We start from the raw sequence: 24474 nt of genomic DNA, 5'->3' as shown, positions 1-24474 counted from the left end.
TAATGAAAAAATATGATAATTCTGAAAATTGAGAGACCAAACTTCCCTTTGTGGGCTCCTAAATCTGTTATTGCTGAATGGGAAGAGTAATATCGCGTATTGGCAGAGAAAGTTTCCAAGTTTAGAGCCTGACACTGATGAAGCCGATATGTTAGCGCGTTTGTTAACCTATAGTCGGTTTGGGAACGACTTCCAAAATATAAAATTAAGCCGACTCTCTTTGTCTCCATGGTTCAGTGCTCTCAGTCTTTTATCGATATTAAGCCGTACAACCTAACTCCCAAAGATCATGTAATGTGGCTTCAGGATGTAAAAGACACAGCTCTGAAGTTGAAGTCTTTAATCTTACGACCGAATCCTTGAAGAGAAGTGCCTCAAGAAACAACAATAATTTGTAATAGTAAATATAGCTGATCTACAAATACTTAAATCTTAGGTTAAACGGAAAAAAGGAACAATAATGGCATAACTATTATCGCTTCTCAGCCAAAAACAACCTTGAAAACAAAGAAATATCCTACATACCTTTATTGATAGCAGTCTTATTATTGCCCTACCTAACCTCCATGACATGCACCGTTCAGTATCAATAATAAGACGGGGTTTTAACCTAAAGTTAACATTGAGCCAAAAGGAGTACTATGCTCTGCATGGACAAAACATAATCACTATACGAGATTAACCATGATCCTATTAATCACTGACGTCATTAGTACCAGCACCCTCAATCAAACTGTCGATATTGTGCACTTTCAAATCATTGATGGCGACCCGACCATTGAAGACATCACTCAACTTCTCAGTAAGGAATTGGAGCACGCCTTTACTCCATCTTATGCAACAAAAGAGAAAACAGGCCGATTTCTAAGCTTATCGAATGAATGCATTAAAGGAATGCACTTCAACGCAGAGGAGCACAATGAACTTCATCACTGACACCGATTCCGAGCAAGCACACAACATTCTCACTCAACACAAATTCAGTCCACTTAAAATTCAAGCCTCAGACGGTCGCTACCTTGCTCGATTCTCTCCCCCACAGCAAGGTTGGACGGCCTACGATCTCTGGCAAGTACGCCAACAATTCCCCCCTCAATGGCAAGATACAACGGTCCTTGCTTACTTAAACGATACACACATAGGGGGAACTCACATTTAAGGAAAGTCCATGACACACATTCGAATACCCTCGATAGGGTTATTGGCCGTGCTTTTTAGTCACTTAACATCAGCAAGCATCGGTTATACCCAAGAGGAACTCAAAGCCCTCGCTAAGCTCGAGCAACAATCAAGACAACACCCCCTCTCCCCACAAACAAAGCAAACCATTCAAACGCAACAACAAGCCAGTACTCAATTTATCGAGCACGCCAGGCAGCAAGCAAAACAATGGCAAGAAAAACTTGATCCCAATGCGTTACAAGGCATCGTTGACATTCCCACATCCACAGAGAATCCCAATGTTGCACCAACTGGTATGATGGTCTTTGTCTCTCTGACAATGCCAGAAAGCAGCCTCAAAGCGTTATTAAAGCAAAGCGAGATTTGGCAAGTGCCTTTGGTGATTCGGGGAGTATTACCTGAGGGGTTTATGACCACAACGAACAAAATCCAATCCCTATTACAAACCAATCAAAAGCAGCCGATAAACAGTGGCTTCGTCATTAGTCCTGAATGGTTTCAAACCTTCAACATTCAAGAAGTACCGACGTTCGTTGCCGTTAAACCAGGGCGCTGTTTACCAAAACAACCTTGCAGCGAAAGTGATTACGACATCGTAAAGGGCAACGTGTCTATTCCTGATGCTCTGGAGCACCTCGCTCAAGGTGATAACCCCGACGTAATACGTCAAGTACTGCAAAGTAGAACACCATGAGAGTAATGACAGGGTTATGTTTGTATGAGTTACTCACCGGTTATACCATAGCATCCAGCCTGACCATTGCAGAGCAAGAGAAGCAATATAAGGACAATTTAAGTTGGGCGCAAAGCGCTCAACAAAGCATTACCAGTAAAGCCAATGGTCATCTTGATATTGCCGATTATTGCGATGACGTAGAGTGCGTGAACCAAGTCAACAACCCTTCACAAAAAGGGCTCAACGACAGCGCGATAAACAATCAAAAGACAACGGAGTTTTATACCAATGATACCGCTGATGCGATGCAAGAAAACTTCAACAAAGGCAGGCCCGATATTAAAACCGACCCTGCTTATCAGTTTGCATTGCTTGGTCAAGAGAATGCCTATGAAATCACTCATGGTATTTCCAATACCTACGTCGATTGTGATAATGGCCAACAATGCCTAATCAAAGATCAAATCAAGAAGTGTGAAACGCCAACTAACAACCCTGTTAGCTGCTTTGAAACCCCTTATGTAAAGAAGCAACACGAGACATCTGCTCAAGTGTCTTTTCGTTACAATGGTTTTACGCCTATGAGATACACCCTACCCGCAGGTGTGACTTTGATCACTGGTATACGCTTCCCTGCCGTACTCACCTGCCAGGGACTGAGGTGCTCTCCCGCTATCAATAATGGCGTCAGGTTTCGAATTAATAACATTGTCATCCATACCAAACCATACGTTACTGGCTCATACCCTCCCATCTCAGAGAGAGCCAAATGTTCCAGTGGAGGATACAAAAATTGGTGTATGAAACAGTATCCTAGTTTCTACCAAGCGACCGGTGTAGGTACGTCAAGAAACATCACTATTGATGTACAAAATGACTATGGCCTTTTTAACGGAACATTCACCATCTACTTCAAGAAAATAGTCAATGAAATGGCATGGCAATCGGATTGCTCTACATTGCTTCCTGAATGCACACAAACGAGCCGCACATGTATAGAACCGGGTGGAACTCGCACGATCAACGGTGTTTCCACCTATATGAGTTGTTGGAAGTACAAAGAGCAACATCAATGTACCATGCAAGACACGTGTACTGAGCTCTCCGAATGCCAAGAAAATAATAGGAAATGCAATCTCGAACTCGAAGGAGTGTGTATTAGTGAAGAAGTATTCAAAACATGCTCCGTTGAAGAATGTAGTACAACAAGTCTTCAATGTTTAGACACCACATTCTGCCTTGATGGTGATTGCTATGACGCGACCCCCTCTCAGTCTAATGACTTCGATAAATCCGCAGCAAGTCTCGCCGCACTAGCGAAAGCCGCTGAAGGATTAGGGAATCCGCCTTTAATCTTTACAGGTAAAGGGATGCAATGCACTGACAAAGCCTTTGGGTTTGCTGATTGTTGTAAAGATGGTGGCTGGGGAACCGGTATTGGCTTAGCCGAATGCAGTGAAGAAGAGGAAGCGCTTGGACAAGCCAAAGAGCAAGGTATCACCATTGCGTTAGGGGAATATTGCGCAGATAAAATCCTAGGTGCGTGTATTCGCAAAAAGAAAGGATACTGCGTCTATGACAGTAAGCTCGCTCGCATCATTCAAGAGCAAGGAGTAAGAGGCCAACTTGGTATCAGCTTAGGCTCTGCGCAGCAACCGCTTTGCGAGGCCATTACCCCCGAGCTGCTTCAGCAAATCAATTTTGACCACATCGACTTTTCTGAGTTCTACGACGATATGCACGAGAGCGCCAACGTACCTTCAGCAACCGAAATTCAAAACCGTCTGCAAAGTGCGTATGGGCAGTAATCCAATGAATCCTAGAGGGAAAATATGAAGTTTCTGAACAATAAAGAATTTGTAGGGATGTTTTGCTTTACGGTTACGTTGCTCGTTGGCCACGTTTTCATTGAGCCTTTAACGTACAAGACATTGCTCATTATCGGGTTGTCATTCCTTACTCTGGCAATCACTTTTTACGGACGCAAGCGCAATTACTCAAACTTTTTTAGTATGTGTGGTGCTGTCTATGTAGTGGTTGGTGGTATTGGCGTTATTACGGGATAACATCATGAAAGACTTATCCAAGAAAAAAGCTGTGTTGTCATTGACACTGTTTATCTGGACGTTAGGTAGTCTTTCTTTCGTCCACGCAAACTCAAACCCTAAAGGGTGGAAATGGTACAACGAACCAAAAGCTCGCCCTGTTACACCAAAGCCTGAGCCAACGCAATTACCGCAAAATACGACAACAACGGTCATGAGCGCCACGCAGCAAATGCAATGGTTTCATCAAATTTATGAAGAGGTGAAGGCCGATGCCACTATCAACCCTCAAGATGAAGAGAAATACCTCAAGCTCATGCAGCTCCATCACTTCATTGGAGAGAAAACCACTCAAACGGGCATGACGTTTAAAAAGCTCCTACTCAAATACCCTGAATACTCTTACGTCAAAGACCGTCCTGTCGAGCAAGCGGCCAGAAGCACGTACCACCAACTGGAACGTAACAAAAAAATCGACATGGTGAAAAAAATGAAAGAGGAAGGGTGGGGATTTTTCTTTGTCTATGAGGGCAATAACCCACTCAGCCAAACCCTCGCCCCCTCAATGCAACAATTTGCATACACTTACGACATTGAACTGCTTGGGGTGAGTAACGATGGCGTCTTTATCGACAACATCCGGCAAAACCGCCTCAACAATAACAAGGTGGTTGTGCCGTTTACCCCTGCATTGATATTGGTCAACCTAAACACGTCTGAGTTTAAGCCTCTCGCTTACGGTTTTATTTCACAAAACGACTTACTCGGTCGCTTCTACAACGTAGCGACGGACTACCAAACCCCTGACTTTTAACCTAACGACAAAGAGAGCGACGTCCCATGATAAAACGCCTATTTTTGTTCATCATTTTACTTGTATCGGCCTTGCCCATCGCTTATGCCAACGACCAATACGCCATGGTGCTCTTTTTCCGTAGCGATTGCCCTTACTGCCATCAGTTTGCCCCTAAGTTCAAAACGTTTACCCAACAAAAACGACTGCAAACTTACGTCTTCTCACTCGATAACCAACCGCTACCGGAGTACCCCGTTCCCATTCCAGCGACACCAGAAATCAGTCAACTGTTCTTTGAAAAACCAAGAAACATCACCGTTCCTGCCACGTTCTTAATCAACGTCAACAGCCGAAAGTTCGTCAGGGTATCAATTGGAGACGTGAGTTACCGCGAACTGGAGCAAAGCGTCAATGGCATATTGAGTGATGAAAGCCTACTCGAAGCCATGCAATAACCTTACTTTGGGTAGAAAGCACTCAGCAAAACCAGCGCAACAAGCAGCAGCCAACACCAAGGACAAACACCAAACGTCTCACACACGCTCTCTCGCAACTCAGTAACCCATCCCACTTTTACTCACCATTATTAACAAAAATAATGATATTCACTGTATTGCTTTACCTTATCTCTGACCGTGACGAATGCAGGATTATCCTTACGTCAGTTACAAAGGAAGTCTAACCATGAACACTTCTTTATCCACAAGAACTGTGGAAAAAACACCCAAGCTATTGAAATGTTTAGCCCTCTATCTGGCGTTAACTTGTCAAGCTCAGGGAGCAGGTGTCAGTGGCTCTCTTGATAGCTTTTTTAACGATTTGGGCTATCACACTAACGTCTCAAACCCGAGCAGTTACAAAGGGCAATCGGCCAACTACTACAATGGCGGCTCTTTGTATGTCCGCTCCCCGATCAGAAATGCTCAGCTCGTCTCTGCCACCGTTCCTTCCGTCAGCATGGGATGTGGTGGTATCGATGCCTTTATGGGCGGATTCAGCCATATAAACTCAGATCAGTTAGTACAATTTGGTAAAGCGGTAGTCGCGAATGCTCAGCCCTTTGCGGTCGATTTAGCCCTTCAAACCTGGGCGCCTCAAATCAAGCAAATCCGAGACAATCTACAAAACATTGCGGACAAGTGGCTCAATCAATCGATCAACTCATGTGAAACCGCGCAAGCGGCTGTCAGTGGACTGGCTGGCGCATTTGGTAACCCACAAACGAAAAAGCATATCTGTGCCACCATAGGCACACACAATAATGCGTTTTCAGACTGGGTAGCCGCGCAGCAAGAATGTGGTGTCGGCGGTCAAGCCAATGCACAACTGGCAAATGCTCGAAACAATGCGGCCTTAGAAGATCTCACGATGACCAATCACAATATTGTGTGGTCTGCGACATTAAAAAACAGCTTCCTTTCCAGTGACACGGCCCTTGCGGAATTTTTAATGAGCCTATCCGGTACGTATATTTATGATGCCAGTGGCAAACCTCGTTACTACTCTAGCTTGCTGGCCGATAACAATAATCTCGTCCAAGCTTTGCTTGAGGGGGGTGAAGTATCTTACTACAAGTGCGATAACACAGGCCAAAAGCAGTGCTTGAACCCAAGCCAAAGCAACTTAACGTTAGCCACATCCAAAGGGCTGCAAAACCGCATTCGAACCCTGTTAGAGCAGCTTTATACCGCGATTGCCAATGATACCGCATTAACCAATACCCAAAAGTCATTTTTGGAATACACCGAAACCCCGATACAAGCGATTTTCATCAGTGCGACACGGGCGAACCGTTATCCAAACTTTGCCGCCTATTCACGAGTCATCTCTATTGAATTACTCAATCGCTACCTCGCCAACATGCTGAACATTGTGCAGACCTCACTGGCAAACACGCAAGTCAACCATAAAGATATCGCCCTTATTACCGGTGATATCGACAAAGCGAAGCGATTCACCGATGGGTTAGCAGAAAAAGCGACCAAACAAATCCTTGAGCAAGAGCAGCTTATTCAAGCGCACAAGAACAATGATCAGGGTGCTTGGCAGAAACTCAACGAACAACTCCAACAAAACTTAACTTTCGGGGAATAATTCATGACTCTCGAATACTACGTTTACACGCAAGGCGGTACGCTTCTTCGAACATTAAACGCCATTGCAGCGTTCTTTCAGTCCGCCAGTTTTGCTTCCATGACGTCCATTGCCTTAATGATTGGGGCGATGATGACCATGGGGCTTTTCTTTGCCACTCGCAACACCAAACACATTTATGTTTGGGCGATTGTCTTTACGCTGGTTCCATCGATGCTGCTGCAACAAACCGCGCGCGTCCAAATCATCGATAAAACCGAACCAAGCGGCGTCTATTCGGTGGACAACGTGCCTTATCTTGTCGCCGTCCCCACTTGGTTTTTCAGCACCATGATGATGGGTGTAACCGAAGCCGTTGAAACCATCTTCATGACCACCGACGAGAAACGTTACGGCCGGACAGGCATGATGTTTGGCTCAGAGTTGTATCAATTATCCAGACAAGCGGATTTAAGAGACATTGAAGTGCGTCGAACCTGGAATGACTTTTTCAAAAACTGCATCATCGGTGACATCGAAATCAACCGTAAATACACCTGGAAAGCCCTACTGAGCACCCCTGATATTTGGGCTTTTCTGGATGGACAATCGATGAGCCCTCTTCGCGGCGTCATGATTAACGGCATGAGCCAAGACTTTAAAACCTGCCGTGAAATTTACCCGGACTTAAAAAGCCAGTTCGGCGTCGCGTCCGCAGACGAGCTTGACCTGATGGGCACATATCTTCATGGCGCAAAAGCGGCGACCTACACCCCTCACGTTCGCAATGCGCTGCAAAACAGTTATCAGGACTTTATTGGTATCAGCAATAACGCCGTGGACGTGCTTAGACAAAATATGACGATAAACGCGATGCGCCGCAGCATTCATGCGCTCAACCCGAATGCCAGTGCCATGAACTACGCCTATACCTCCAACAAAATGCAGCAAACCTCGATGTGGGCAACACTTGGCATGCAAGCGCGTGAGTTCATTCCCATGATGCATACCATGCTGTTTTTCCTGTTCAGTTGCTTAAGCTTTATGATCGCCGCCGCCGCGCTCATTCCTGCGCTCACAAAAATGGTCTTGGTGAACTACATTAAGACCTTTGCGTATTTAGCAACCTGGCCTCCGCTGTTTGCGATTTTAAATGTCCTGATGGTTTGGCCATTGGAAATGACTTCATCTGCCACCGCCGACCCCATGAATGGCCTCTCTCTGTCGAACGCCAATGCCCTTGATGAGCTCCACACGCGCTTTGGCTACATGGCTGGCTTTCTTATGATGACCATTCCAGTCTTGGCCGGAAAGGTGCTGCAAGGAGGCGTTGCAGCGGCGCAAGCCATGAACTACCAGTTAGCCGGAATGATTAACAGCACCAACGCCAGGGTCTCTGCGGCCAGCTCAACCGGTAATATGGACTTTGGTAATTTGCAGATGCAAAACCACAGTTTCAATAACACCAGTGCCAATAAGTTTGATGACAACCTATTGATGAGAACGGGCATGGCGACCATTCAGCAACAAGATGGCGCTTCCATCACCACGTTACAAAATGACAGTGGACGCCGACTCTATAACGCTCAGGAAGCCGAGTCTAAACCGATTTGGCAAGCGCAAGCCTCAACCATGTTGCAAAACAGCGTCAGTGACCAATACTCCAGTGCCCTGACCGCGCAAAAGCAGAGTATGAACACCTTCACGGATAACTACTCAAACAGCATGCAGCAAAGCGACCGCTGGAATGATAACTGGTCACGCAGTCTCTCGTATGGGGATGGCCACAGCACCTCTACCGAAGGTCAAATCAGTCAATCTTACTCGAAGATGGAGTCGGCCATCGATAACATCTCGCAGACGATGGGTTGGACACATGACCAAGCCAGAGCGTATGCCACTGCTGCCAGTACGGGAATTGAAGTGAGCACTCCAGGCAGTTGGATGGGATTTGGGGCTAAAGCGGGCGTCAACTGGAGTACCGACCAACGTGAGGCGTACAGCAACATGAACGCTGAGCAGAAACAAGCCCTTGAGCAAGCAACGCAGCAATACAGTGAAGGGGCAACCTCAATGGAGCGAACGGGTCGAACCATTGATACCAAAGAGAACCGCAGCGCGGTGGAGCAATACGCCCATGACTTTGCGCTTAACCATCAACGTCTGCAAAGCAGTGCGGCTTCTGTCAGTGAGTCCAATGCGGAAGTGGCCAGCTTACAAAACATTCAATCACGTCTTGATACCGATTCGGTGAACTTTAGCGCCAGTGCGGTAACGGGTTTCCAGAATTATTTAGAAGCTACCAACCCCGATAATCCAAATAATGTCGCTCGCCTCATGAACGCCACTAAGCCGGAAGATTTAAGAGATGTACGCAACCTATTTAATGAATACGCTCGCAGTGATGCGTTTCAGAACGCCTTTGGGGTCTCGACCTCAAAGAGTGACATTGAGGACTTAGGCAAGATGTATCAACCTAACAGCTTAAGCGAAACACCGACACTGTCTCCAGAGCAACGAACTGAGGCCAACAGTGGCGCGGCCAATGCCAAGAATAAAATCGACGAAGTGACTATCGATATGATCAACTACCATGGAAGTGACGGGCTTTATGATCATAATGTGTATCGCAATGTGAAAGGTAATGTATTGGTGGCCGGAGGACACATGCAAAACGAAGCGGATCAGCCTGTTACGGCCACGACTGACCCAAACTCGGATGTAGCCAAAACCGTCCAAGACCATCTTGTTACGCCACCACAGATGGATACGGACAGGCTCCCTCATACTGGCTATCAATTATATGATTCCAATTCCAAAAACAGCGAATAAATAATACTGTTCATTTATACAGCCATTTATTTGATGTTATTATACCCATCGAATGAAGGGCTATTTACGGAGAACACTGATGAATAAGATACTAACCGTCATTTTAAGCTTGCTGTTCATCGCTCCAACATGGGCACAGGACAACACTTGGCGCAAAAGCCCAGAGCTTGACGCTTTGATTGTTGAATTAAAGCAACACTATGCGTCCGATGATTTATCCGACTTTCGTCATGAGCAGATGACTCAAGTCGATAACCTGTCCTTTTTCATTCAGTACATCGATAAGCCTGATACACCTGAGCACAAGCTGCTTAAGGCTTACCTATGGGGAACTCAACAAGCTTATATGAACAGTATCAATCAGCAAATCGACACTAATGTCGTGCCATGGTTCTGCCCAGGAAGTGGACTAAAAACTGTCAGCCCTAACGCTAAGAATCCAACTCAATTTATAGAAAATATCATTTGGCAAGGGTTAGAGGGAGACTTAAAACGAACTCCGACAAGATTTAAAGACTACAATGGTGCTGCTGCCTTTATGTCTACGACTAGCCCCATCACATATGGACTAAAATTAAAATACCCATGTTACGAATAACAGCTTTCGTTAACATCATTTATTAAACCCTAATAACAAACCTACACTGCGTGATACTTCCTGTGTCACGCAGTTTTTTATTACCTCTCAGATCTACCAAACCTTATTACTCTTTTTGCCCTATAGGAGCATTTATGCACACACCTACCCGCAAGAAAAGCAACCACTTTACTCGTGGAGGGCAAGTCACCTTTCACGCCATTACCATGTTCTTCCAAGTAAATAATAAGCTTGTGAAATTCATCGGATGGGGAGTCGTTGCTCTAACTTTGTTACTCACTTACCTAAATTCCCCTCCTAATGCTTTCTGGGGCGAGTTCTATTACTTACGTAATGTTATGTACGCAAAGCTAGGTAAGCCGCTCGATAGTACCGTCACCACAATATGGGAAGGACAACGCTACACCGATACCCTTACCTCTCAACTGCAAAACTCTGTCCTTCTCGATATTCACGCCACTATTTGGCACAACCTTCAAATCTACTTTCTGATTGCTTTAGTGATAGGTATGGCCATCTTCATGATCGCCTTACGCTTTTTCAAAGAGCAAGGCGAAAAACAGAGTGAAGATTTTCATATCCGAGGCTTTCGCTTAGCCCCGCCAGAAGCCATCACCAAAGAGCTCAAAGCACGAGCAAAAGCCAAAAAGAAACGAGGGTATGGGGATGGCTCTATCTCCAGTTTTAAGATTGATGGTCATGCACTTTTGAAACAGTATTTCGAAGTTCAGCACTTGCTCATTGATGGCACTACAGGTGCGGGAAAGTCCATCATGATCCGTAAATTGGTGCGTTGGATACGCGCCCGAGGTGATAAAGCTATCATCTACGATAAGGGATGCACCTTTATTGGTAAATTCTACAACCCTACAACCGACATTCTGCTCAACCCCTTTGATAAACGCTGTGCTAACTGGGATGTATGGAGCGATGCGATCGAGGCATCGGATTTTGAAAACATGGCCGCCGCATTGATCCCTCAACATGGTGAAGGCGACCCATTCTGGGTCGATTCAGCGCGCACCATTTTTTCCTCTACCGCTTATCGCATGAGTCAAGATGACAAGCCTTGTACCACTGAGCGATTGCTCAGTTTGATCTTAACTTCTGAGCTAGAAACACTTGGCAACTTCTTAGAAGGTACTGAGTCCGCTTCCCTTGTCTCAAAGGACATTAAGAAAACCGCGATTTCCATTAAATCGGTATTGGCCACTTACATTAAAAGCCTGCGCTTTTTGGATGGCCTGAATAACGAAGAGCGCCCTGATAAGCTCAGACAAAAGTTCTCAATCACAAATTGGGTTCAAGACGATAACCAAAAAAGCTTTTTGTTTCTCTCCAGTAATGCGCAGCAACATGCTTCACTAAGACCACTGATATAGATGTGGTTAGCTATTGCTTCCAATGCCATATTAGGACTTAAAGAAGACGAAGATCGCCGTATCTGGGTCATTATGGATGAAATGCCAAGCTTGCATAAGTTGCCGGAACTTGGCTCTATCATTGCCGAGGTTCGTAAGTTCGGGGGATGCTATCTAATTGGTATTCAGTCGTATGCGCAGCTTGTCAAAACATACGGAAAAAATGCCGCTGAAGAAATGTTCGATTTACTTAACACGCGCTTCTTCTTTCGAGCTCCTTCTGAGCCTATGGCGCGTATCTCTGCTAAAGACTTAGGTGAACAAGAAGTCGATGTGTCAAAAGAAAATGTTTCTTACGGCGCAAATACCTTGCGTGACGGTGTCTCTCTCGGCCACCAAACCATTACACGCCCTGTCGTGTCTGCTAGCGAAATCCAAGCCCTAGATGACCTGCAATGTTATCTACGTTCGCCTGGCATTGATCTCATCACTAGGCTCGATCTGGAATTCGACAAAATGCGTGATATCTGTCCATCGTTTGATAAACGCTCTATTGTACTTTCACCCGCAATGAACAAAGTATATGAACAGGCAATTTACCATGAATGCGTGGCGCCTGGACTGTATTTGAATGAAGAAGATCGCCGTAAGCTAACGGACGCCCAAGAGGCGAACTTTGAAAACGAAGCGCAGATGAAAGCAGAAACCGATCAGATTCAGCAGGCGATAAAAAGCGAGACAGTGAGCGAGCTGACCAATCAAGACCCAAAACTTAAACAAGAGCAAGCCTATCAAGAGGAGGCTCAACGTAATATCGACGAAGCCGCAATTACTCAAGAGGTTGAGATGAGTGATATGTGCGATTGATGAAGTTCGTACCCAATCATGAGGATAAGACAATGAAAGACACTCAAAGCCGCCATCCCTTTCAAATCCCTATCAAAGATCAGTCTAACCATAACTACTCCACTGGAAAGCCCACAAAAGAACAAAGCGAATTGAAAAGAGTTCGAGATCGCATTGAAGCGATAGAAGAGAAACAAGAGTGGGATGCCCTTTGGGGAGAGTAACCCTTTAGCGCCCCAAAAACTGTGACTATTAAACTTTTAAGATAAAGGAAAACAACATGTTGATAGTTAATAAGCTGAGCATTGGGTTATTGGTACTCATATCCGGCTCGGTTATCGCGCAACCAACTGGAAATACCACCATAGCCTCGTTTAGTACTGCTAAGAAGATCATGCAAAAGCAAATCTATACCACAACAGAGCAGCGTAAAACACTCTACTGCGGCGCCACGTTTAACTCGAAAAAGCAGTTGATACTCCCTACTGGTTTCAAGACCAACAAATACAAAAATCGATTAAAGCGTTGGGAAGCCGAGCATGTCGTTCCGGCAGAAAACTTTGGGCGAACCTTTATTGAATGGCGCGAAGGACACCCGCAATGCATCGATAACAAAGGAAAAGCGTTTAAAGGCCGCAAATGCGCAGAAAAGGTCAACACCGAGTACCGCTTGATGCAATCCGATTTGTATAACCTTGTACCGGCTATCGGTAGTGTGAACGCCTCAAGGCAGAACTACAATTTCACGATGCTGCCTCATGCAGCGTCTGACTTTGGTCAGTGTGATGTGCGAATCGATAACCGAAAAGTGCAGCCCCCTGAACAAGCGCGAGGCCAGATTGCTCGCACTTACTTATATTTTGAAGCGGTCTATCCACGATATTCAATGAGCAAAGCACAAAGGCAATTAATGCAAGCTTGGGACAAGCAATACCCCGTGACTAAAGTAGAATGTCAGCGAGCTCAACGAATAGAAAAACAACAAGGCAATACCAACCCGATCCTTGCAACTCGTTGTAATTAGCCCGTTCCTATCGATGCTCTTTAGTCTTCCGGCATTAAAGAGCATTATCGACAAGTGTTACCGGAACTTTCCAGTATTTGAAGGTTCAAAGAATGCTTAGGTACACGCCAAGACAGTATAAAATCAGCAATCATAGGATAAGAAAAAGTGACGAAGTTGATATCACCACAAGAAGTCATTCAGTGTGTTAAACAGGAACTAGATCTGGCCGATACGAAGTACGCGAAACCTGATATTAGCCATTTAATTCCAGAGATTAAATACGCGATTGTTGAGACCATGTTACTACATACCCGAGGGAATCAAGCGCAAGCCGCCCGAATCCTCGGTATTAGCCGCTGTACCTTACGTAAAATCTATACCAACCGCTAAGATTCGTCATTATGGGAAAAAACGACCTGACATGACCTCATCGAAAAACACATCCTCTGAGATGCAATTTCACATTGAATCATGGTTAGAAAAACGCACAAACCACAATAGCTCGAAAGAAGCGATGCGACGCAGAACGAAAATGCAAGTGGATGAAATGAAGGTGCTTACAAAGCGCAAGAATACTGCAAAATTTTTAGCCAAAGGTTTTCAAGGCCACTCATCTCAGTAATTGCAGATACCAGCCGCTTGAGCATGATAAATTAAAACACATATCACAATTTATCACTCGAAAACCAACCATTTACTGACACCTTATATTCTAAGGTAGTCATATGGAAACGAAAGCCACACTTTTAACCTTAATCCACCGGGCAAAATTTGATTGTGAGCCTTGTCTACATGAGCTTTACTCGATGATGACCAATGCGGTTCTTGAAAAAGAATCCTGGGAATTTGAATGGTACTTAGTCAATGGTCTGTCTGAAGCTGACATCCTGTTGCTCATCGTCCTGACCGATATGGAATTATCAATCCACTTTCATGAGCTCATACTCAGAAAGGCGGCCCGTTATGTCATGAAGTTTTTAGTTCGGCAACAACACTAAACCCTGTCGGAAGACAATATAGTTTGTCACTTATTCTCTGCTAGTTCACTCGGCAGAGGTTATGTGAACCGACTATAGCAAACACGTCTTTGCCCCATTACTAGTTTCAGACATAAATGCTATCGCTCGCGAATTACCATAATTTGCCCAAATGGAGCTCATGTGACGACAATAGGACTGATGCAGTAAAAGTGATTTTTTATGTTACTAAGGCCGCTTCGGGTAGAAGTCACTTAATGCTAATAATCTAAACGTTTATTGCCAAAGCTTGGTTGTCTTCGGACAGGTTTATACTTTCAACCTTCAGTAACGCTTTTTGAAAATTTCGCCTAATGGGAACTTAGTCAACTAGAGTCAGATCTACTCTGCCTCATATTTCTTTCTTGCATACGCTGAAAAATTCCCAAAGCAATCCTGATAGAATAATCAAGAAAATTTTTGCTTTGAAATTGCGCAATTTTTCAAAGATATTACTTTAGAGTTTTAACTTGACAGTAAGGCTATGTGTTTCATTAAAATTTCTGATGCTAACGAGTTGTATGCATTGTTGGACGGGGGATTTAATAAAATTAGGCTATTCTAATTTAGTAGTGAGTTAAATTCTTAAAAGTGAGACACTAATTCCCTTTCTTGGTTTTGATTAAAAAACGCACTCTAAATCATCTGTTGCATATGTTAATAATGCCACCCAATTGTTGTGGTTATATTATTAAAAAGAATGATGTATGTGGTGGTTAGGGATAGTCGCAGGTGTTGCTCATGCAATGTCTTATCGCTTTGATTTGATAAGTTTAGGGATGGCACTGATTAGTTTTGCCGTTCTTTTCTATGTGCATATTCAGCTCAAAACAAAAGGCGCTCGATTCGCCTTATGGATGTTATTTGGACTTGGGTATTACATTACATCTCTGTTTTGGGTGAATGGTTATCTCGCTGATGAGTACGGTGACGCCAGTTGGATACGTTGGGGTCTTTGGCCACTACTTATCTTCATATTATCACTGAGTTTTTTGATTGTTCCTCTCTTGACCCTAACACTTTCGCGTAGCAGCACATTAGTGGCACTCCCTTTCGTTGTGGTTTCTATCGATATAGTACGCGAACTCACCAGCTTTTCTTTTTCATGGTTACACCCCGGCTTCCTATTCCTAGATGTCGGCTTGTCGGGTTGGCTCAGTGTTATCGGAGCTTTTGGAGGCAGCTTTTTAGTTTATGTCGTGGCGAGTTTGCTGGTTTACGTTTTGATTAATCGAACGCCACCGCTCCGTTCTTTAAGTTTATTAGCAGTAAGTATTTTAACTATCGTTGCTTTCGACAAAGGGATTGAAGCGGTCAATAACTTCTACCTCACATCTGAGCAGGCGAAGGTTCGACTCATTCATGGAAATTTCAGCGGTACACACAAGCTGTCAAAAAATGAGGTCATTGAACGCGTTCAGAGATATGCATCACTTTCGTTGCAAGCACCAAGGGCCGACATTGTCGTATGGCCTGAATCTTCGATGTCCATGCCGTATCGAGAAATTGCCCCTTTTGTTCAGGATAGTCTACAAAAGCTTGACGATAAACACGTGGTAGTGGTTTGGGGTGGACAAGCGAGAAATGGCCAACATTTGCAAAACGTGATTTACCGAAACGATGAGCTTGCCCCTATTTACTATAAGCAGCGTTTGGTGCCTTTTGGCGAGTATCGCCCCGCTTGGTTCATTGATTGGATGGAGCGCGTGACGTTGTCTAGAGGTGGCGATATTCAAGTCGTCCCCAATACGAGCAATGTCCATAATATTGGGCCGCTCAAAGCCGTGTTAGCCGTATGTTACGAGGCGCTCTATTCCGACGTGTTCGCCTCTAAATTACAGTCCGGTAATGTTGCTATTTTACTGAGTGATGTGGAATGGACACAAACTCCTTGGGTAAAACAGTTTCTACTCAAATTGACGCAGGTGAGAGCGGCTGAAGTTGGAAAGTCGATTATTTATCCGACCAATCAAGGTTTTACTTCGCTTATTGCACCTAATGGCGATGTGCTTTCTCAAGTTACGAATCAAAGAACGCAGGTGTTGGATGTCGTTGTACCACTTCAGGCGGGCCAAACCCTTTACACGCAGTACGGACACCAATGGCTATTGTGGCTATCAGTCGGTGTATTGCTGTCACTGCATGCACTTAATCAGATTGGGCAAACAAACGTTCGCTCTATCAATAATAAGCACCTCTTTAGCGCAAAATAACGAAACAAGGATACGTCATGGTTAAACGTTGGTTCACGATAGGGGCAGGTTTTGCTCTTGTTGTCGGCATTGGTATCGTTGCCCTTAACTACGATAAATCGGACCATACTCAGAGAATAGGCACGCCTGTCGCAAGCTCTTCTTCTCCAGATATGAGGAGTCCCTCAGACTCATCGACCATGGCGCTCACTGAGTCGAGCCATGAGTTTGAGTCTCAAAGCGAGCGCATTGAAGCTCAGATGCTGGCAGAGCTGGATACGTTTAACCAAGATATTGTTGATGCTAAACGTCAGTTAGATGAAGAGACGGTGATAGCTCAATCTGAAGAAGAGTCTCCTGAATTGGTACTAGCAAAAGCGAGCATGATTCTGTCAGAGCTTGAGCAAGAGGGCATTGTATTCACCTACGACCCCGTACTACTGACTCCTGATACGCCGTCGACTCAAGTTCAAGCAATTGAAAAGCAAGTGGTTGAGGTTGAAGACGATCTTATCGATATCGAACAACGATTTAACAATTTGGGTAACAACAAGGAGTCGTTATGATGAGAATTAAATCGAGATTATGTGTCGTTGCGCTCTCTTGTTTCTCCTTCCCTTCTCTTTCTGCTTCTGTGGGGGAACTCAGTGGAAGTGCGTTTGTTTCTCAAGGAAAATCAGGCTATCAAGTTGACTTACAGTTACCAAGTGGCGTCAATGAGCTTGTTCCTTCGTTGTCTGTCAGTTACCAACAGGGCTCAGGCAATGGGCCACTAGGCTTAGGGGTAAGCTTGGATGGCTTATCTAGCATCACTCGCTGTAGCCGAAACGAACAAGATGATGGTATCAATAGTGGGCTCCGTTTTGATGATACCGATGTTTACTGTTTAGATGGTAAAAGGCTTTTCCTAGTCTCGGGGCAGCTTGGCCAAAATGGCAGTGAATACCGCACTAAGGGGGGGTGGCAAACCAAGGTAGTCGCAAACGGTAGTCTGTCTTCAGGTCCTGATAGTTGGACGATTTACTCCGCGGATGGCTATGTGACCCGATATGGCTCAAGAGAGGACGCACAACTTACGGTTGATGGTCATGGGCTAGAATGGTTTATTTCTCAGCAATCTGACCGATTTGATAATGGTATCGACTATCGTTACCGCATTCACCAAGGTCAACATTATCTTGATGAAATCCAATACGCAGACGTAAGCCTTAACTTTAATTACGTCAACCGCCCTGATGTTCTTTCTTCCTATCGGTTTGGTCAGAAACAAACTTTGGCACAAAAGCTCGATAATATTCAAATTAACCGCAGTGGTAATGCGCTTCGCCGCGTTGAATTCACCTATGGTGAAGTGAACTCTCAAGGCATTGAACTGACGCGTTTAAATAGCGTGCGGGTGTGTGGCTCGGGTGGGGACTGTATGCCGGCTCATACCTTTGAATGGGAGAGTAACCCTTATGCCGGTAGTGAGCCAGAGCAAAAAACGCTCTACCGCCTCGGTGAGTTTAAAGGTTTTGTGGCTGGCGACATCAATCGAGATGGTTTGAGTGATATCTGTTACTTAACAGACGGTCTCTACTGTGGCCTTAATGAAGGTAATGGCCGTTATGGCCGTGCGGTGAAATGGAGTAATGATTTCCAAGGTAGTGCATGGGAAGAAGCAGAGAACTATGCTTCCATCAGTCTAATGGATATCAATGATGATAGTTTTCAGGATGTTTGTGCATTCAATGAAACGGGCTTTTTCTGCTCACTTAACCGCAATGGACGCTCGTTTGATTCTGGGCGTTATTGGAGCCGAAATTATACGATTGATAAAGCAGTGCGCTTACTGGATGCCAACAATGATGGATTGGTGGATGTTTGCCGCGTTGAATCTAACCGTGTGGTGTGTGCGAACAATACCGGAAGTGGCCTGTCATCAGACTATGTACTGCTTAATCATGGCTACCCATTGAAAAAAACGTACAAGTCCATTTCTTTAAGCTATACCGATATTGATTTTGACTCAGTTAAAATGCCTCAAAATCAATTTATTGACATTAACAAGGACGGCTTTGCTGACCTTTGTGGAGTAAGGCTGGATGGGCACTTTTATTGTTCATTAGGAAAGAAATCGGAAGGGAACCTGTCATTTGAAGCGCCAGAGCGCTGGGCAAGCAACTTACCCATTGGACTCAAAAATACGTCGACTCACTCCCCGACTAATGATACTCATGAACGAGATGTAAAAACGGTTGAACAGCTTCAGCGCACCATGAACTTGGTGGATATTAGTGGTGATGGTTTACCAGAGTTGTGTTATCGAAGCGGGAATAACTATGTCTGTCATCAAAATACAGGCAAAGGTTTTGAGACTGCCACAATACGCTTAGCCCTTGGACGAGACCACTTTGAAATCTCTAACGATAGAGAAAATAATGTCGCCCAAGTGGAAGGCTCTATCATGCTGTCTGATAGAAACAGCGATGGGTTAGCCGATTTATGTTACATCGCTGGAGAGCGTGTTTATTGTGCTTACGGAAATGGTAATAGTTTCAACGAGCCTGAACTTCTCGCCACCATCAATGCCGATTTAGAGAAGCTTGAAGACCAAATGACCTTTTCGGGTAACCGCATTAAAAAATTGTTTGGTATCAAGACAACCATCTATTCGCTTGGCGTGAATAACGTCTATGGTCCTTTCAAGAAAGGTGTGGATGGCGAATGGCGATGGACTACTTGGCGACTGTTACCGCTCTATCGATGGCTTAACGTGTTTGTCTTATGAGTTTGAGCCGTTAGCACTACTTAAATCTGTGACATCTGGCTTAGGGATAAAAAGTGAGTTCGAGTATGGCATGACGGGTGACGCTTCGGTGTTCGAAAAAGCAGCGCCGCCGCAAGGGCTCATCGGTTTAACGCCAAACTTCAAGGTAGTGAAAGCGCTTAAGCAAGACAATGGTATTGGAGGCATCAATCGAACCGAATACCTTTACAAAGGTTACCACGCACATAAGGATAAAGGGCTACTTGGGTTTGGTGAAATTCAGACTCATGATGTTGAGCGCAAAACGACATCGATTAGCACGACTGCCTACCACAGCGACTGGGTGCCTTATATCGCCAAAACTGAAACTCGTAGTAACCATCGCAAAGTAGCAGAGAGCAATTTTATCTATCAAGATGTCAATGCCCCTGTGTCTGGTCAGTCGTGGCCTCAATTGCTGGAAACCAACCAGAAGGCGTGGGATTTATCCTCGAACCTGTTAACCGATACGACGACGCAATATCGTGGTTATGATGCACTTAACTTCCCAGATACGATTACCAAAGTGATTGAAGATGGTAATGGAGGGCAATTCATTGAAGCCACGACAACACGCTATCAACACGACACTCAACGTTGGCTGATTGGTAAACCAACGGATGTCAGTGTCACTAAATCGAACAGTCACGATTCTCAAGTAAGGCGCACCTCTTTCTCTTATGATTTTGAAACGGGCGCCTTGGTAGAACAAACGTTAGAGCCTGGACACGCCCTGTCGTTAACCACGCTCTTTGGTTACAGTCCTAAAGGGTTTCGAACCTCAGAGCAAACAACGGGCAGTGGTGAAACCCGACAATCGAGTACAGCTTATGATGTGTATGGGCGAGTCACTCAGCACACCAATGCCCTCGGTCACGGCGTGACCACCACTTATGACAATCAATGTGGTTTGCCGCAAAGTGTCACGGATGCGAACGGATTGGTGACACGTTTTGAGTACGACGATTATTGTCGTGAAATCAAGAAAACCCTCCCAGACGGTAACTGGATTGCGCAAGTGTATGAGTGGAGTGATGGTGCTGACGCAGGACTTGACCAGCATGGACTCACCCTCGGTGACCGCAGTGTCTTTATGGTCACAACACAAACTTCGCAAGGAGGTTTGTCGACAACGTATTTTGATGGGCTTGGCCGTGAAGTTCGTACTACGCAACTTAATGGCGAGGGTAAAACGGTCATTGTCGATATCGCTTATGATGCCAAGGGGCAAAGAGTGGGCGAGACCGTGCCTTATTTTGAGGGCTACTTCGCTGGGGATGCGACCTTCTGGTTGCAAACCGCCTATGATGATTTAGGTCGCCCAATTAGGCGAACCCAGCCAACGGAAGACGTCGGTGACTTAGTTTCTACAACGTCTTACCAAGGTCTAACGGCGACGATAAGCGGTCCCGGTCAGTTTGAAAAGATAGAACAAACCAATGGCGTAGGTCAGACAGTTCAAATTACTGAAAATGGGCAATCGACGGTTCGCTATACCTACGACGCTGTAGGTAACTTAACAAAAACCGATACCAATGGTTTAGTGACGGAGCTGACTTATAACCAGCTAGGCTATAAAACTCAAATGAACGACCCTGCGATGGGTGTGTGGACCTACGGACACAATGCTTGGGGAGAGCTTGTTTGGCAACAAGATGCTAAAGGGCAACGTACCACCTTTACTTATGACGCTCTTGGCCGAAAAATAGGTGAGACAAGACCTGATGGAACAAACCAGTGGCAATATGACCAAGTCTTGAAAGGTGGCCTTGATGTGGCAACCAGTGATAGCAGCAACCGCAGTTACACATACGATGCACTCGGTCGAACAGAGTCAATGACATTAACGATTGATGGTTCTAGTTATACCACTCAGTATCAATACAATGAGCAAGGTCGCCTTAGCCGAGTGACATTCCCATCGGGCATGAATTTGGATAAAGACTATGATGTCAATGGTCTGCTCAAGCGAATGAGTATTCCCTACTCAGACATTTGGGATAGCCAATATTTGCAAATTGAAACCGCGCTGATGGAAACCTCAGAGCGTATCATGGAGCTTGAGGCCCAAGCGTATGAGTTAGAGCAAAGCGCTCAATTTTACATCGAAGAATCTGAACGTCTTCGCCAAGCCGCAGAGCAGTTGTTTGCTCAAAGCGCAAGCTATCAAAATACAGCAAATCAGCTGAGTGCGAGTGCGAGCTCATTGTTCAGAAGTGCCAACATTAATGCCAGTCGAGCGGCGAGTTACCGCAATACTGCCCAATATTACTGGCGCGTGTTTGGCAATCGAGTCTTCAGCCATTACAAAACGCAGAATGGCTATGCGTATTACAAGTATGACCGCTGTCTGAAAAAAGACTGGAAGGGCAACTGTAAGAGGAAGGAATACTTTACGGCCAGAGTGCCGGTATGGATGGTTAACACCAAGTTTTGTTGGCCTTCCGGTGGTAAGTTTAAAGCAGGCTGCTTTGTTGGACCATCGTCAACGATTAATTTGACTCAAGTCTACAACCAATGGGCCAATCACTATCAGGCCATTGCAAATCGCCAACGTGCGCAAGCAAACCAGAAACAAGGCCAAGCGAACCATTACCAAGCGTTATCTGATAACGCAGAAACTAGGGCGAATGAGCTGATAGCGCAAGCTCAGAATTATGCGTCTCTTGCAAGAACTCAAACGAACCTCTTGTCAGATATTACGGATGAATTGGATGATTTGGTTGTAGCAGAAGCCGAGCTTCAGGAAATCATGGATCAGCGTCTTGATGATGACACTGCTGAAATTGTTTGGGTCGCGACGAGTCGTGATAACTTCGGCCGAATTGGTGGTGAGCTGTTTGGTAATGGATTGTTGACAAGGCGTGATATAGACCGCTCTCGTGGCACTGTTCAGCGTATTACAACAGGCATGGGGGATACCTATCTGCGTGATATCAATTATACCTATGACGAGCGCAGCAATGTCTTAAGTAAGGTCAGTGCGATACGCAATCAATCTGAATACTACCAGTATGATGACTTTGACCGTCTAACGCAGTGGAACTACAGCGATAACAAGAGTGTCTCTTCTATTGAGCGCGACTATCGCTATGATGTCTATGGCAATTTGACGTATAAAACCGATCAAGGTGATTTTGAGGTTAATCCAAATGGTCAGCTAACGAACGGATATACCTATGATGCCAACGGCAACATGCTGACAGGTCGGGGTCGTACACTTGCGTGGAACTCGTTTAACAAAGCTAGATATATCAACGACAATGGCAACATCGTGCAATATGAGTATGGCAGTGAACGTGAACGTGTGAAACAAACCTCTGATGGCGTGACGACTTACTACATTAGCCCTGAGTATCAGCTTGAATTATCAACGGATAACAGCGGTAAAGCCGTGACAACCATGCGTCACCGCTTCCTCGCTGATAACCAAGCGGTTGCTGAGCATGTCAAAACGTTAATTGGTAGTGAAAAACAAATTGACCGCACAGCTTATTTCCATCGCGATGCGTTAGGCTCGGCTGATTTGGTGACAGACCCGAATGGGCAAGTGCAGATAGAGCGTGGCTATACGCCATTTGGTGAGCTACTGGCCTCTGCTGAGTTGCAAGCGACTCCAATGTTTACCAACGCAGAAATGCGCGGCTTTACGGGACATGAAAATGTCGGTAATAGCAGTGGCCTTATTAACATGAACGCACGCTTGTATGACCCTGTGATTGGTCGTTTTTTGAGTGCCGATACGTTTGTGCCAGAACCAAGCTTTAGCCAGAGTTACAACCGTTATGCTTACGTGCTTAATAACCCGGTGAAATTTAATGACCCTACTGGTCACGTCTGGGAGTGGTTTGTAGCTGGGCTTGTCATTTTTATTGGGTCTCAAACTTTTGAGAATCCGATGATTCAAAAGGTTGGCGCAATCGTCGGTACAGTCATGATGGCTTATGGTGCTGGAGGTTTTTATTCGAGCTTAGGAGAAACCGCCCAAATAGCGGCAAGTGGTGCCACTACCTCTTTTACAACTAACTATATAACCACGGGGGACTTTGGCAGCGCATTAGAGGCTGGTGTGATTGGCGGTGCATCAGCAGCTATAACCAATGGGCTTGCCCATGGTGAAGGCAGTCCATTCAATGCACAAACAGGAAGCTTAAGAGCGGCTCTACCCCTTGCTCATGGTTTAGCTCAAGGTGGTATCCATGAGTTACAAGGTGGTAGCTTCAAGCAAGGCTTTATCAGTGGTGTTATCGGTAAGCTTGGTGGGGGAATTGTTCATGCCAATGTTCAAACGGAGACTCTTCAAGCTGGAGGTATGATTATCGTGTCTGGTATTGCGGCCGCCGCAAGTGGTGCCAACAGCCGAGATGCGGTTATGCGTTCTGCTGTTAGTGTGATTACAGTGTATCTTTACAATGATATGGGGTGGGTAACGTACCGAGGGCAGCGCATGTATGTTGATAAAAATACTTTCCAAAAAAATGCAGCAAATGCTTACTTAGCCGAAGAAGCTGGACAGCCAATGTCTGATTATTTAGAAACTACAGCGGCAGAAACAGCAGACATCGGTGCGAATGTTGTGTCTACCATGTCTATTGGGGTTAGTGCTTTTAATCCAGTTGCCGGAGGGTTTATGGCGATGACTGCATGGGGGTTAGATTCTAGTTGGTCTAATTTTATTGGAATGATAACTGGCCCAATGGGTAAAGGTGCTGGGATAGTCGATGACGCTTTATATTATGGCTCTCCGGTTATTAAAGAAACGGTGGATAATGTTGGAACAGTGAATGATGCGGTATCGGTAGGTTGTAATACGGTGGTGAAATGTGACTAATCAAGATTCTAAGTGGGATACAGTATCTATATATTCTGTACTTTGGTGTGGTATTGGTATTCTGTTTTTTAAAGGGGATTACTTATTAGGTGTGTTGTGTAGTGCTACCTATATAATAGCCGTGTCTTTAGTTTCAGCTTTACAACCAGTGCGCGAAAAATACCCGTATTTCACTATATGTGTAATTGCCTCGTTTATATATGTTTGGGGGACTGTGTACTTATTTCAGTTG

At 45.1% G+C, this 24474-nt stretch carries 18 protein-coding genes and 1 pseudogene; all 19 read left to right on the top strand.

Going from position 1 to position 24474, the window contains the following annotated elements:
* Positions 1 to 684 precede the first annotated feature (684 nt).
* The gene (locus tag AAFX28_RS23870; RefSeq protein ID WP_408691046.1) at positions 685 to 936 is read left to right on the top strand and encodes a hypothetical protein; all 252 of its coding nucleotides are present in this window, start codon (positions 685 to 687) and stop codon (positions 934 to 936) included.
* Positions 920 to 1159 carry a hypothetical protein gene (locus AAFX28_RS23865; RefSeq protein ID WP_408691045.1) on the top strand — a complete coding sequence of 80 codons (240 nt, stop codon included), beginning with the start codon at positions 920 to 922 and terminating at the stop codon, positions 1157 to 1159. Before AAFX28_RS23870 ends, AAFX28_RS23865 begins: the two co-directional genes overlap by 17 nt.
* A gap of 9 nt (positions 1160 to 1168) precedes the next feature.
* Positions 1169 to 1876: a type-F conjugative transfer system pilin assembly protein TrbC gene (trbC, locus tag AAFX28_RS23860; protein WP_408691044.1), complete on the top strand. Its 708-nt coding sequence runs from the start codon at positions 1169 to 1171 to the stop codon at positions 1874 to 1876.
* On the top strand, positions 1873 to 3666 hold the full coding sequence (gene traN / locus AAFX28_RS23855; RefSeq protein WP_408691043.1) for a type-F conjugative transfer system mating-pair stabilization protein TraN: 1794 nt from the start codon (positions 1873 to 1875) through the stop codon (positions 3664 to 3666). Before trbC ends, traN begins: the two co-directional genes overlap by 4 nt.
* A gap of 24 nt (positions 3667 to 3690) precedes the next feature.
* On the top strand, positions 3691 to 3924 hold the full coding sequence (locus AAFX28_RS23850; RefSeq protein ID WP_408691042.1) for a hypothetical protein: 234 nt from the start codon (positions 3691 to 3693) through the stop codon (positions 3922 to 3924).
* A 4-nt stretch (positions 3925 to 3928) separates the two neighbouring features.
* Positions 3929 to 4717, top strand: coding sequence for a type-F conjugative transfer system pilin assembly protein TraF (traF, locus tag AAFX28_RS23845; protein ID WP_408691041.1), 789 nt, complete (start codon positions 3929 to 3931; stop codon positions 4715 to 4717).
* 26 nt (positions 4718 to 4743) lie between these two features.
* Positions 4744 to 5154 (top strand): type-F conjugative transfer system pilin assembly thiol-disulfide isomerase TrbB, encoded by a 411-nt coding sequence (gene trbB, locus AAFX28_RS23840; protein WP_408691040.1) that lies wholly within the window; start codon positions 4744 to 4746, stop codon positions 5152 to 5154.
* A gap of 229 nt (positions 5155 to 5383) precedes the next feature.
* Entirely contained in the window at positions 5384 to 6793 is a 1410-nt protein-coding gene (locus AAFX28_RS23835; protein ID WP_408691039.1) for a conjugal transfer protein TraH, read from the top strand.
* A 3-nt stretch (positions 6794 to 6796) separates the two neighbouring features.
* Positions 6797 to 9604 (top strand): conjugal transfer protein TraG N-terminal domain-containing protein, encoded by a 2808-nt coding sequence (locus AAFX28_RS23830; RefSeq protein WP_408691038.1) that lies wholly within the window; start codon positions 6797 to 6799, stop codon positions 9602 to 9604.
* Between the two features lie 79 nt (positions 9605 to 9683).
* Positions 9684 to 10202 (top strand): hypothetical protein, encoded by a 519-nt coding sequence (locus tag AAFX28_RS23825; protein ID WP_408691037.1) that lies wholly within the window; start codon positions 9684 to 9686, stop codon positions 10200 to 10202.
* Positions 10203 to 10336: 134 nt separating this feature from the next.
* Positions 10337 to 12430, top strand: a pseudogene (gene traD / locus AAFX28_RS23820) (type IV conjugative transfer system coupling protein TraD).
* Positions 12431 to 12462: 32 nt separating this feature from the next.
* Positions 12463 to 12633, top strand: a complete 171-nt coding sequence (locus AAFX28_RS23815) for a hypothetical protein (protein WP_408691036.1) — start codon at positions 12463 to 12465, stop codon at positions 12631 to 12633.
* A gap of 56 nt (positions 12634 to 12689) precedes the next feature.
* Positions 12690 to 13433 carry an endonuclease gene (locus tag AAFX28_RS23810; protein ID WP_408691035.1) on the top strand — a complete coding sequence of 248 codons (744 nt, stop codon included), beginning with the start codon at positions 12690 to 12692 and terminating at the stop codon, positions 13431 to 13433.
* Positions 13434 to 13580: 147 nt separating this feature from the next.
* Complete coding sequence (locus tag AAFX28_RS23805; RefSeq protein ID WP_408691034.1) at positions 13581 to 13805, top strand: helix-turn-helix domain-containing protein; 225 nt, start codon at positions 13581 to 13583, stop codon at positions 13803 to 13805.
* Positions 13806 to 14140: 335 nt separating this feature from the next.
* Positions 14141 to 14413 carry a hypothetical protein gene (locus AAFX28_RS23800; protein ID WP_408691033.1) on the top strand — a complete coding sequence of 91 codons (273 nt, stop codon included), beginning with the start codon at positions 14141 to 14143 and terminating at the stop codon, positions 14411 to 14413.
* A gap of 725 nt (positions 14414 to 15138) precedes the next feature.
* Positions 15139 to 16644, top strand: a complete 1506-nt coding sequence (gene lnt, locus AAFX28_RS23795) for an apolipoprotein N-acyltransferase (RefSeq protein WP_408691032.1) — start codon at positions 15139 to 15141, stop codon at positions 16642 to 16644.
* A 17-nt stretch (positions 16645 to 16661) separates the two neighbouring features.
* Complete coding sequence (locus tag AAFX28_RS23790) at positions 16662 to 17189, top strand: hypothetical protein (RefSeq protein WP_408691031.1); 528 nt, start codon at positions 16662 to 16664, stop codon at positions 17187 to 17189.
* Positions 17186 to 19393 carry a SpvB/TcaC N-terminal domain-containing protein gene (locus AAFX28_RS23785; protein ID WP_408691030.1) on the top strand — a complete coding sequence of 736 codons (2208 nt, stop codon included), beginning with the start codon at positions 17186 to 17188 and terminating at the stop codon, positions 19391 to 19393. Before AAFX28_RS23790 ends, AAFX28_RS23785 begins: the two co-directional genes overlap by 4 nt.
* Complete coding sequence (locus tag AAFX28_RS23780) at positions 19323 to 24242, top strand: RHS repeat domain-containing protein (RefSeq protein ID WP_408691029.1); 4920 nt, start codon at positions 19323 to 19325, stop codon at positions 24240 to 24242. The genes AAFX28_RS23785 and AAFX28_RS23780 overlap by 71 nt, the downstream gene beginning before the upstream one ends.
* The last annotated feature ends 232 nt before the right edge of the window (positions 24243 to 24474 follow it).

It is taken from the genome of Vibrio sp. TBV020 (genome assembly GCF_046056895.1).
Classification (GTDB): Bacteria; Pseudomonadota; Gammaproteobacteria; order Enterobacterales; family Vibrionaceae; genus Vibrio.
Note: the sequence above shows the minus strand (reverse complement) of the source record. Positions and strands in the feature narration are given on the sequence as shown.